We start from the raw sequence: 10,773 nt of genomic DNA on the forward strand, positions 1-10,773 counted from the left end.
TTGACACTTAGGGCTCGGGGGATTCGAGCGCGGTTTCGAGGGACCTCACGAGTTCGAACGGCATGGTCGAGGCGATAAGCACCTCTGCCCCGCGACGATCGAGCTCGCGTATCAACGTATCTTGATGATACCCGTCAAGCGTCATGCCGTCCGCGTTGAACATGACGCTTGGCAGAATCAGTATATCGCCGTCAAGCGAATCGGAGAGCTGTTCAAGCAGGTCACAGCCGCAGATCAGCCCGGTTACATCGACGTTGCCGCCGAAATACCTGTTCTTTATGGGTATGACGCGGCCTCCGAGGGCGGGATTCTCGACGAAGCCGCGGACGGTGTCGGCGGCAGACGTACCCGAGACGAGGCAGAGCGTACGCGAGCGCTCGGCCAGCATGCGGCGGATGCGGCCGAGCACGTCGGCGAGATCGCCCAGGGCTGCGGCCGTGTCGTCGAGATAGCTGCGGATCATGCCGATGCCGTCGTAGTACTGCGGGTAGCCGTCGTACCAGTCCGCCACGGGCACCTCGACGCCGGCGTCCAGGTAGAACTCATCGGACATCTGGAAGGTGTGCCGTCCGAAGCGCCGGAAGGCCCGCTCCTGGTAGGGGCGCACGTGCTCGATGACGACGCGCGCGGCATCCGGGTCGTCGGAGTACGACGTAGTGAAGCGGTTCTGATGCTTGGTGAAGCCGAGCGGCACGATGCCCAGGCTCGTGATCTGCGGGTGCTCCTCGCAAAACGCGAGGGTGCGGTCGAGCTCGTCGCCGTCGTTGATGCCGGGGCACAGCACGATCTGCGCATGGATCTCGATGCCGGCGTCCATGAGGCGCCCGAGCACCTCCATGCCGCGCGCGGCGTTCTTGCCCATGATGCGCCGGCGCACGTCGGGGGTCACCGCGTGGAGCGACACGTTCATGGGCGACAGGCAGCGGTCGATGACGTTTTCGACGTCGTCGTCGGTCATGTTCGTGAGCGTCACGAAATTGCCCTGCAGAAACGAAAGCCGGTAGTCGTCGTCACGGATCGACAGGCTCTTTCGGCTGTCGGCGGGCAGCATCGTCATGAAGCAGAACACGCAGGCGTTGACGCAGGTCCTCATGCCGTCGAACACCGCGCCGTCGAACTCAAGGCCCCAGTCCTCGCCTTCGAAGCGCTCGAGCGTGGTCGCGCACACGGTGTCGTCGCTCGGATCGAGGACCGTGAGGTCGACCGCGTCGTCATCGGTCTCCCACATCCACACGATCATGTCGGTCAGATCCTGGCCGTTGACCGTAAGCACGCGCATGCCGGGTTCGATGCCCGCGTCGTCTGCGGGCGACTCGGGCGCCACGGCGGTCACGAGGGCGCCGCGACCGTCCGCGTGCTCGGTGGGGGCGTAGTTGGCGACCGTGCCGGCGTAGTCCGCGACCGTCGGCGCCCCGGTGACCGGTTCTTGAGCGGTGCGCATCTCAGCGGGCATCGACGGCCCCCGTGGTCTCCATGATGGCCTTGACGGCGCGCTCGATATGGGAGGAGGGGGTGGAGGCCCCAGCCGTGATGCCGATGAGCCCGGTGTCCTTAAACCATGCCGGGTCGATCTCGCAGGCATCCTCGACGTGATGCGTGCGCTCGCACCGCTCGGCACAGATCTGGGAAAGGCGGCGCGTGTTGCCGGAGTTCTTGCCGCCGACGACGATCATGACGTCGGCGCGCGAGGCGAGCTCCGAGGCGGCCTGCTGCCGCTCCTGCGTGGCGCTGCAGATGGTGTTGATGACGCGGACCTCGGATGCTCTCGTCAGCAGGGCGCTGACGACGCCTGCGAGGGTGGCTTGGGTCTGGGTGGTCTGCACGACGACGCCCACGCGCTGGGAGATCTCGAGCCCGGCGAGGTCGTCGGCGCACGAGACGACGCGGGCGGCCCCGTCTGCGTGGCCCATGATGCCCTCGACCTCGGGGTGACCGCTCTCCCCCACGACGATGAGCTGGTAGCCCTCGCGCACGAGCTTCTCGGCCGCCGCGTGGACACGCTTGACATAGGGGCAGGTGGCGTCCAGGACGGTCAGGTCGCGGGCGCGTGCCTGCTCGATGACCGCGGGGACGACGCCGTGCGCGCGGATGATGATGGAGCCGGACGCGGCGTCGTCGAGCGTCTCGGCGAGGCCAACGCCCTGGGCCTCGAGCTCTTTGACGACCAGCGGGTTGTGGATGAGCGGTCCCAGCGTGTGGACGGGGGCGGGAGCCGACGTCGCGGCGTCGGCGGCCATGGACAGGGCGCGCTCGACGCCGTAGCAGACGCCGGCGTGTGCGGCGATCTCGATGCGTGCCATGGCCTAGCGCCTCCCCGGATGCTCGCGGCGCAGGGCGTTCCGGATGGCGTACATGCGCTCGATGGCCGCGTCCTCGACCCACTGGGTGCGCTCGCGGCGCTTGAGCTCTTTCGGCGCGTCGTCGAGGGACAGGGCGTCCCCGGTGCGCATCCAGCACGTCACGGGGCGCATGAGGTGCTTGCCCTTGGGCGTGATGTCGCGGAAGCCGCACACCGCCATGGGGACGACCGGGGCCTTGGCCATCTGGGCGATGATGGCGAAGCCGCCGTGGACCTCGACCGGCTGGTCGTCGGTGCGGATGCGCGTGCCCTCCGGGAAGATGAGGATGTCCTCGCCGCGCTGGAGCGCATGGCTCGCGCGGCGCAGCGACTTCATGTCTGCGGTGCCGCGGTCGACGGGGATGCCGCCGACGCGGGCGAAGAACCAGCGCACGATGCCGTTATGGTTGAACTCGGACTTGAAGATGGGGCGCAGGCGGCGCTTGCGGGCCCAGTACCAGGTGACGATGACCACGACCTCGGCCATGGAGGTGTGGTTGCTGATCACCACCGACCCCGTATCGCGGCCGGACAGAACCTTCTCGGCGTTCTCCATGCGGGTGCGCCACATGACGCACGAGAACGCGTACAGGATTGCGAGGATCACGTTGTATCCCCCGCGCATGATGAGCGGGTAGTCGCGCATGGCGTTGTCGTAGTAGTCCTCGGTCTTATAGTCGAGAAGCTTCATCACTACCTCCTGGCGTCGGCGAGCGCGACGATCTTGTCGACGATCTGGTCGATGGTGTGGGCGGTCGAGTCGATGTGCACGGCGTCGGCTGCCGGCTTGAGCGGGGCTGTGGCCCGGTGGGAGTCGATCTCGTCGCGACGCAGCAGGTCGGCAAGGGTCTGCTCGACCTCTCGGTCGATATCGACCCCGTCGGTCCCCTCGGGATGGCGCTGGAGCACGCGGCGGCGGGCGCGCTCGCGCGGGTCGGCGGTCAGAAAGATCTTGAGGTCCGCATGGGGGAACACGACCGTCCCGATATCGCGGCCCTCGGCGACGACGTCGCGGCCCTCGGCGAAGGAGCGCTGGCAGCCGAGCAGGGCGCTGCGGACGCCCGGATACGCCGCGACCTTCGAGACGATGCGGTCCGTCTGGGGCGTGCGGATCTCACGGGTCACGTCGCGGCCGTCGGCGAACACGCGCAGCGGGCACGAGTCGCCGGCAAACGCGATGTCGAGTTTCCCCGCCAGATGCTCGACCGCCGTCTCGTCATCGAGGTCGATGCCGCGGTCGGCGCAGGTGAACGCAACCGTGCGGTACATGGCGCCGGTGTCGAGCTTGGTGAAGCCGAAGCGCTCGGCGAGGATGTCGGCGATGGTCGATTTTCCCGAGCCTGCGGGCCCGTCGATCGCGATGATCATGCATGAACCTTTCTCGTGTTCTTTGCGCGTCCGCCAGACGCTTCGTTCGTGCCGGCGCCTGCCTTTCGGCGCTTGGAGCTGGCGTCGGTCAGCTTCTGGACCTCCTGGTCGGTCAAAAGGCGCCAGGATCCCGGTTGGATGTCCGTGAGCTCGAGCGGGCCGAAGCGCGAGCGGTGCAGGCGCAGCACGGGATGATGGATCTTGCCGAGCATGCGCTTCACCTGGTTCTTGCGGCCCTCTCGGATGATGACCTCGACGGCGGTCGTGCCGCGCGGGATGCCGTCGGGCGCGACGACGAGCGCCTCGCGCCCGTCCAGGATGCGGCAGCGCGCCGGCTGGCACGGGCCGTCGTCGAGCATGATGCCGCGGCGCAGGGGGTTCAGCTGCGCCGTGCTCATCCGCCCGTCGACGAGGGCGAGGTAGGTCTTCTCTACGTGCATGGAGGGATGCAGCAGGCGCTGGCCCATATCCCCGTCGGTCGTGAACAGCAAAAGGCCGGTAGTGTCCTTGTCCAGCCGTCCGACCGGGTACAGTCCCGGGTAGCGGTCGGTCGGCACGAGCTCCTCCACGCATGGGCGGCCCTGCGGGTCGCTCATGGTCGTGAGGTAGCCGGCCGGCTTGTAGAGCATCAGATAGGTCGGGCGCTCGTTGAGCGACACGCGCACGCCGTCGACCGCGACGACGTCGCGTGCGGGATCGACCTTGCTGCCGAGCTGCGTGACGACCTCCCCGTTCACCGTCACGCGGCCGGCGGTCATGAGGTCCTCCGATCCGCGGCGGCTCGCCACGCCCGAGCGCGCAAGGAAGCGCTGCAGGCGCATGGGGACGATCATCTCGCCGGTCTTGGGATCGATGGGTGGAAGCTCGCGGGTCTCAGTCATCGTAGTCGTCCGATGCGTTTCCGATGATGTACAGGTCGTCGTCCTCCGACTCCGCGTCCGGCTCCATGAGGTCGCGCTCCTCGTCGAGCTCCTCGGTCGCCTCCTCGAGCGTAGAGGAGATGGAGCGGCCCGACAGCCGCTCGCGGATGAACTGACGCGTCTGCTCGTCGGGGGCGAACTGCTCCAGGTCCGGAAGGTCGCGGATGCTGCGCAGGCCGAACTTCTCGAGAAACGCGGTGGTGGTTCCGTAGATGATCGCCTGGCCGCGCTGCGGGTCGCGCCCCATCTCGCGCACGAGCCCCTTGTCGACCAGCGATGAGATGACGCCGTCGGAGTTGACGCCGCGGATGCCCTTGACCATCTCGCGGGTGACCGGCTGGTGGTAGGCGATGACCGCGAGCGTCTCGAGGGCCGCCTGGGAGAGCTTCTGGGTGTCCCACGACATCACGAAGCTCTCGACCTGGTCATGGAAGGCGGGGTGCGTGAACAGGCGCCAGCCTCCTGCGACCTCGCGCAGCTGGAAGCCGCGGTTGGCCTCCTCGTATTCCACCTTGAGCTCGGCGAGAAGCGATGCGGCCTCGCCGGGCGTGATGCCGAGCGCGGAGCCCAGGGCGCTCGCGCTCACCGGATCGCTCGATACGAGCAGCAGCGCCTCGAGCGCGCCCTTCAGCGACGACGGCTCAAGCGTCTCAAGATCGTTCATGTCAGCCCTCCTCAATCATCAGGGCGTCTCCGGGATGATACGCCGGGGCGCCTTCGACGCGGTCGATGGTGATCGTGCCGAAGTTCTCATCTTGGGCGAGCTGGATGGAGCCGCGCTTGGCAAGCTCGAGGATCGCCAGGAACGTCGCGACGATCTGCTCGGCGGTGGCTTCGCCGTCGAGCAGATCCTGGAAGGTCATATGGGGTCGCGAGATGGTCACGCGGTCGACCGACGCGACGGTGAGCTCCAGGGGCACGCGATGGGGAGCCACATGCTCGGCCTCGAGCAGGAACGTCTCGCGCCGCCCGTCGAGGTCGGCGCAGATGACCGCGAGCCCGCGCAGCGTGATGCCCGCCAGATAGTCCGGCACGAGATTCAGAAACTCGGGGTCGGGTCCCGCCACGCGAGGGTGCATGCGGCTTTCGGCCTCCATGCGCGCGCCGAGGGCGGCTGCGGCGCTGCGGAACTGCTTGTATGCGATGAGCCGCGCGATCAGGACCTCGCGCATGGCGTCGCCGTCAAGGTCGGCATATTCATCGAGCTCGTCGTCCTCTGAGGCGCGACGCGGCGCGTCGTCTTCCGGGACGAGCGATGCGGCCTTGATGTCGAGCAGGGTCGCCGCGACGAGCAGAAAGTCGCTTGCCACATCGAGGTCGAGTGCCTGAAGGCGTTCGACCTCGGCGAGGTACTGTTCGGCGACCTCGGTGATGGAGATGGAGCCGATGTCCACCTTCTGGCGCGAAACGAGCTGAAGCAGCAGGTCGAAGGGGCCTGAATATGCCTGCGTGCTCACGCGGTACGACAATCCATCCCCCAATCCGACCAAATGACGCAGATAGATTCATTTTATCTCAGCCGGATAGACGGAGACAGTCCTCAATGTGAGCATCCTCGGGAAAAGCTGAAACCCGATCCACCGCGGTCGCGTCGGTCGTGATCTCGGTCATGCCCCCAGCGCGAAGGACAGAAGCAGGTCGTAGACGGGGTACAGCGTCAGTCGGAAGTACATCGAGACCAAATCGATATTCAGCACCGTCGGCAGCACGTAGAGCACGATGAGGAGGATCGGCATGGCGTACTGCTGGATGCGGTAGTAGGTCTGCAGCGCGCGACCGCGCAGGAACAGCACGAGGATCGATGAACCGTCGAGCGGCGGCAGCGGGATGAGGTTGAAGAAGGCGAGCGACAGGTTGACCGACATGAACGTGATCAGGAAGTTCGTGAGGTACAGCACGTTCTCCCCCATGAACCCGATCACCGCGTCACCGTTCGACACCACGAGGCGCAATAGTACCGCGCCGACCCCGGCGAGCAACACGTTGGAGACGGGCCCCGCGAGCGCTACGGCGACCTCATCGCGCTTGGGATTCTTGAGGTTTCCCAGATAGACCGGCACCGGTTTGGCGAACGCGAAGATGGGACCGCCGGCGACGAGCATGATCAGCGGCAGCAGCACGGTGCCGAACGGGTCGATGTGGTTGAGCGGGTTGAGCGAGATGCGCCCCCGCGAACGGGCGGTCCTGTCACCCAGCAGATAGGCTGCCAGCGCATGGGCGCTCTCGTGGATCACGATGCCGATGATGAGGGCCGCAGCCGAGGTGAGCAGGTAGAATATGTAGTTCAGGTTGAGCATGGGCGTCCTAGAGCCGAGTCTGAAGCGTATAGGCGATGCGCTGGCACGCGTAGTCGAGCACGAGCAGGCCGACCATGGCGAGTGCGAAATCGAGGCGGAACACGCCGCCGAACGGCGAGGTGACAAGCCCGTAGCCCTCGATGATGTCGGGGAGCGCGTGCGAAAGGTCGAGCACGAATCCTGCGATGTTCAGGCGCTGGGCCATGCTCGGAAAGCACAGAAGGACCGTGAGCGCCCCGAAGACGATGCCGAGAACCCTGAACGCCACAGCCATGACGTTCAGGGCGATTGCTGCGGCTCTACGCAGTTGCACGTGCGGTCTCCTCTTCGATCGTCGTCGAGAGTTCGAGCCACTCGTCCTCCAACGGCGGGATTTCCTTCTTCAGGGCATTGTATTCCGCAAGTGCGTCGGAGAATTTCGCCTGATCGGCATAAAGCTCCTCAGACGCCATCAACTCCATGAGCTCATCATAGCGTGCGCGCTTGGTGTCAAGGAGCTTCTCGACCTCGCGCAGGCGATCCTTGGTCTTCTTCAGGCGCTTGTTGAGCGCTGCACGCGCCTCGGCCTCGGCGCGCTTCTGCTCGCGCGTCTTTTTGCCCGCCGCCTCCGGCTTGGCCTGCGTTGGCGCCTCGTGCGTGCGGCGCAGCGTTCGGCCGCCCTCATGGGAGGGCGCCTGGGACTTGGCCGCGGGGGCGGAAGCGGCCTCGGCCGCAAGCGCCGCGCGCTGGGCAAGGTCCTCGCGCTTGTACAGGTAGTAGTCGTAATCGCCGTCGTAGACGGTCATCTTGCCGTCTCGGATATCGACCACGCGGTTCGCCACGGCGCGCACGAGATGCTCGTCGTGGCTGATGAGCACGATGGTGCCGGGGAAGTTCTTGAGCGCGTTCTCGAGCATGTCGACCGAGTCGATGTCGAGATGGTTCGTGGGCTCGTCCAGGCATAGAAGCGCCTCGGGCGCGACGAGCATCTTCGCGAGCGCCAGTCGCGCGCGCTCTCCGCCGGACAGCACGCCGACCCTCTTGTCGACATCCTCTCCGGAGAACAGGAAGGCTCCGAGCAGGCTGCGCTGCTGAGGGGTGGTCCACGTGGGGGCGACCGAGTCGATCTCTTGCAGGACGGTGTTGCTCTCCTTCAGGCCCTCGAGCTGATGCTGGGCATAGTAGGCGACGCCGACGTGCAGACCGAGCTCACGGGTGCCCGACGTGGGCTGCTCCACTCCGGCGATCATCTTGAGCAGGGTCGACTTGCCGGCGCCGTTCGGGCCGACGAGCGCCACGTGGTCGCCGCGATACAGCTTGAGGTCGATGCCGTCGTAGACGTGCTTGTCCTCGTAGCTCTTCGAGACGTTCTCGAGCGCGGTGACCAGGTCGCCGGAGCGCGGGGGGTCGGGGAACTTGAAGTCCACGTGCTTATGCCCCTCGGGCAGGATGACGAGCTCGCTTTTGATCTGCTCGATGCGACGCATGCGCTCCTGGGCCTGTGCCGCCTTGGTCGGCTTGTAGCGGAACTTGTCCACGAAGACCTGCATATGGGCGATTTCGCGCTCCTGGGCGGCGCGCTTGGCGCGCATCTGCTCGAGGTTGTCCTCACGCTGCTTGAGGTAGGCGCTGTAGTTGCCGGTATAGGTCGTGACGCGGCGGTTCTCGAGGGCGGCCACGTGGTCGACGCAGGCGTCCATGAACGCGCGGTCGTGGGACACGATGAGGACGGCCCCCTCATAGGAGGCGATGAAGCCGCGGAGCCATTGGACGCTTTCGAGGTCGAGGTGGTTGGTGGGCTCGTCGAGCAGCAGCAAATCGGGGCGACGCAGGAAGAGCTTGGCGAGCGCGATGCGCATCTGCCATCCGCCAGAAAAGTCCGAGCAGGCGCGGCTGAAGTCCTCGGGCTTGAACCCGAGGCCCGCGAGAATCTGTCGCGCGTTGCTCTCGAGCTCGTACCCGCCGAGATGCTCGAAGCGGTCCTGGACCTGACCGTATTCTGCGAGCATGGCCTCGAGGTTCTCGTCGTCGGGGTCGGCCTCGGCGATCTTCACCTGAAGCTCCTCGGCGCGCTCCCCCATCGCGCGGATCTCGATGGCAGCGTCCATGACCTCGTTGATGATGGGCTTGTCGGAAGCGAGCTTGGTCTCCTGCTCCAGGTAGCCCACGTTGACGTCCTTGGCATACGTGACGGTGCCCGTATCCGGTGAGTCGATGCCCATGATGATCTTGAGCATCGTGGTCTTGCCGGCGCCGTTGGGTCCGACAAGCGCGTAGCGCTCCCCCGCGTTGATCTGGAAGGATGCGCCCGAGAACAGCGTGCGGGCTCCGAAGCTCTTTTCGACCTTATCGACCAGAAGAATCATGCTCATGTCCTTTATGTAAAGCAAAAGGGCTGCAGTTGCCTGCAGCCCTTGAGATTCGATGGTGGGCGTTACAAGATTTGAACTTGTGACCCCATCCGTGTGAAGGATGTGCTCTACCCCTGAGCCAAACGCCCGTGTGCCTTTCGGCGAAGAAGATACTAACACACAATGTCGGCCTCGCCAACTATAATTTTGGTTGTTGGGGCGATTCGTCTCACAATTTGTTCATCTTCGCAGGTCGGAGGGCCTATGGGCGATATCAGGCGTTCGTGCATCGATTGCGCGGTCAAGAATTGCAGCAGGATGCAGGGCACCTACCCGCAATTCTGCCTCACGACCCATATGGACGAAGACGTGCTCGCCGATGCCATGGCCCAGTATGAGGACGAGCTCATCAACAAGGTCGCGGTGGCGTCCGCAGAGGTGGAGGCCGAGCACTACTGCCGCTTCACGCGCATCGAGGAGACCATGGCGTTCGCCGAGAAGATCGGGGCCCGCAAGCTCGGCATCGCGACGTGCGTGGGGCTGCTCGCCGAGAGCCGCATCTTGGCCAGGATCCTGCGCCGACACGGCTTCGAGGTGGTGGGTGTGGCCTGCAAGGCGGGCGCCAAGCCGAAGGAGTCGATCGGGATTCCCGCGTATTGCACCGAAGTCGGTCCGAACATGTGCAATCCCATCCTGCAGGCGAAGCTGCTCAATAAGGAGAAGACCGATCTCAATCTGGTCGTGGGGCTCTGCGTCGGCCATGACAGCCTGTTCTATCGCTATTCCGATGCGCTGTGCACCACCGTCGTGGTCAAGGACCGCGTGCTCGGGCACAATCCCGTCGCCGCCCTGTACACGGCGGATTCCTACTACCGAAAGCTTGAGGCCTAGAACCCTTTCTGTCGTTTTATGCTACTATGTCCCTTGCATTCCACGGGCTCATGGCGCAACGGTTAGCGCAGGGGACTCATAATCCCTGGGTTGCAGGTTCGAATCCTGCTGGGCCCACCCATCAGGACTTACGCCCCGCACCTGCGGGGCTTTTCTTATGCCGGCTTATCCCCTCCTGCGAGGTTGCGTCTACGCCGAGCAGGCGGCTTGTCGCTCCGCGGTATGTCACCGGTGGGGAAACCTCACTATAAAACTGCAGGTACGTGGGGGTTACTATTTGCTGGATACGAATTTGGTATCAATTCGGGAAGTATGAATGGAAAACGGTCACATCTGACAAGCCTGTGACCTGCGGATTCTTTGCGCTGCCGATTGCGGATGCCCCGGGATAGGCCATTGTTCCGCCCTCAAGCGGCCCTTATTGCCCACGATTTGATACTAAATTCAAAACGGGGCTCCCGCGCACCTTGGTAAAACCTTTAATCAGGGTGCCGTTTTGCACGTGGGAGGATGCTACGACTTCTTCATTCGTTTCGGACGCAACCTGCTATGGTGCGGCTCTATTCGTGCATGAAAACATGGCCATTCGGCGTGTGCTCAGGAGTCCTCTGCTTGATACCCCAATTACT

At 64.9% G+C, this 10,773-nt stretch carries 11 protein-coding genes and 2 tRNA genes; 2 read left to right on the forward strand and 11 right to left on the reverse strand.

Annotated elements, in window-relative coordinates:
- Positions 1-7: 7 nt before the first annotated feature.
- From BN3789_RS06935 to BN3789_RS06985, 11 genes are all read right to left on the reverse strand, one after another.
- Complete coding sequence (locus tag BN3789_RS06935) at positions 8-1,453, reverse strand: DUF512 domain-containing protein (RefSeq protein WP_066832070.1); 1,446 nt, start codon at positions 1,451-1,453, stop codon at positions 8-10.
- On the reverse strand, positions 1,443-2,300 hold the full coding sequence (locus BN3789_RS06940; protein WP_066832071.1) for a 4-hydroxy-3-methylbut-2-enyl diphosphate reductase: 858 nt from the start codon (positions 2,298-2,300) through the stop codon (positions 1,443-1,445). The genes BN3789_RS06935 and BN3789_RS06940 overlap by 11 nt, the downstream gene beginning before the upstream one ends.
- 3 nt (positions 2,301-2,303) lie before the next feature.
- Entirely contained in the window at positions 2,304-3,029 is a 726-nt protein-coding gene (locus BN3789_RS06945; RefSeq protein ID WP_066832072.1) for a lysophospholipid acyltransferase family protein, read from the reverse strand.
- 2 nt (positions 3,030-3,031) lie between these two features.
- Positions 3,032-3,706, reverse strand: a complete 675-nt coding sequence (cmk, locus tag BN3789_RS06950) for a (d)CMP kinase (RefSeq protein WP_066832074.1) — start codon at positions 3,704-3,706, stop codon at positions 3,032-3,034.
- Positions 3,703-4,587: a pseudouridine synthase gene (locus tag BN3789_RS06955; RefSeq protein WP_079989163.1), complete on the reverse strand. Its 885-nt coding sequence runs from the start codon at positions 4,585-4,587 to the stop codon at positions 3,703-3,705. The genes cmk and BN3789_RS06955 overlap by 4 nt, the downstream gene beginning before the upstream one ends.
- Positions 4,580-5,290: an SMC-Scp complex subunit ScpB gene (scpB, locus tag BN3789_RS06960; protein ID WP_066832076.1), complete on the reverse strand. Its 711-nt coding sequence runs from the start codon at positions 5,288-5,290 to the stop codon at positions 4,580-4,582. The genes BN3789_RS06955 and scpB overlap by 8 nt, the downstream gene beginning before the upstream one ends.
- 1 nt (position 5,291) lies before the next feature.
- Entirely contained in the window at positions 5,292-6,095 is an 804-nt protein-coding gene (locus BN3789_RS06965; RefSeq protein ID WP_066832078.1) for a segregation and condensation protein A, read from the reverse strand.
- 138 nt (positions 6,096-6,233) lie between these two features.
- Positions 6,234-6,923, reverse strand: a complete 690-nt coding sequence (locus BN3789_RS06970) for a site-2 protease family protein (RefSeq protein ID WP_066832080.1) — start codon at positions 6,921-6,923, stop codon at positions 6,234-6,236.
- Positions 6,924-6,930: 7 nt separating this feature from the next.
- The gene (locus BN3789_RS06975; protein WP_079989164.1) at positions 6,931-7,236 is read right to left on the reverse strand and encodes a hypothetical protein; all 306 of its coding nucleotides are present in this window, start codon (positions 7,234-7,236) and stop codon (positions 6,931-6,933) included.
- Complete coding sequence (locus BN3789_RS06980) at positions 7,223-9,268, reverse strand: ABC-F family ATP-binding cassette domain-containing protein (protein ID WP_066832082.1); 2,046 nt, start codon at positions 9,266-9,268, stop codon at positions 7,223-7,225. Before BN3789_RS06980 ends, BN3789_RS06975 begins: the two co-directional genes overlap by 14 nt.
- A gap of 59 nt (positions 9,269-9,327) precedes the next feature.
- Positions 9,328-9,402 (reverse strand) — tRNA-Val (locus BN3789_RS06985).
- 115 nt (positions 9,403-9,517) lie between these two features.
- On the opposite strand from BN3789_RS06985, the gene BN3789_RS06990 reads away from it, so the two are divergent.
- Both BN3789_RS06990 and BN3789_RS06995 read left to right on the forward strand, forming a co-directional pair.
- Positions 9,518-10,144 carry a DUF1847 domain-containing protein gene (locus tag BN3789_RS06990; protein ID WP_066832084.1) on the forward strand — a complete coding sequence of 209 codons (627 nt, stop codon included), beginning with the start codon at positions 9,518-9,520 and terminating at the stop codon, positions 10,142-10,144.
- Positions 10,145-10,188: 44 nt separating this feature from the next.
- Positions 10,189-10,261: transfer RNA gene (locus tag BN3789_RS06995), tRNA-Ile, on the forward strand.
- The last annotated feature ends 512 nt before the right edge of the window (positions 10,262-10,773 follow it).

It is taken from the genome of Collinsella ihumii (assembly GCF_900046475.1).
Classification (GTDB): Bacteria; Actinomycetota; Coriobacteriia; order Coriobacteriales; family Coriobacteriaceae; genus Collinsella; species Collinsella ihumii.

Bases quoted from the DNA above. Each gene is read 5' to 3' on its own strand.
- BN3789_RS06945 (WP_066832072.1), bottom strand. From the start codon at position 3,029: ATGAAGCTTCTCGACTATAAGACCGAGGACTACTACGACAACGCCATG.
- BN3789_RS06940 (WP_066832071.1), bottom strand. From the start codon at position 2,300: ATGGCACGCATCGAGATCGCCGCACACGCCGGCGTCTGCTACGGCGTC.
- BN3789_RS06970 (WP_066832080.1), bottom strand. From the start codon at position 6,923: ATGCTCAACCTGAACTACATATTCTACCTGCTCACCTCGGCTGCGGCC.
- BN3789_RS06980 (WP_066832082.1), bottom strand. From the start codon at position 9,268: ATGATTCTTCTGGTCGATAAGGTCGAAAAGAGCTTCGGAGCCCGCACG.
- BN3789_RS06990 (WP_066832084.1), top strand. From the start codon at position 9,518: ATGGGCGATATCAGGCGTTCGTGCATCGATTGCGCGGTCAAGAATTGC.
- scpB (WP_066832076.1), bottom strand. From the start codon at position 5,290: ATGAACGATCTTGAGACGCTTGAGCCGTCGTCGCTGAAGGGCGCGCTC.
- BN3789_RS06935 (WP_066832070.1), bottom strand. From the start codon at position 1,453: ATGCCCGCTGAGATGCGCACCGCTCAAGAACCGGTCACCGGGGCGCCG.
- BN3789_RS06955 (WP_079989163.1), bottom strand. From the start codon at position 4,587: ATGACTGAGACCCGCGAGCTTCCACCCATCGATCCCAAGACCGGCGAG.
- cmk (WP_066832074.1), bottom strand. From the start codon at position 3,706: ATGATCATCGCGATCGACGGGCCCGCAGGCTCGGGAAAATCGACCATC.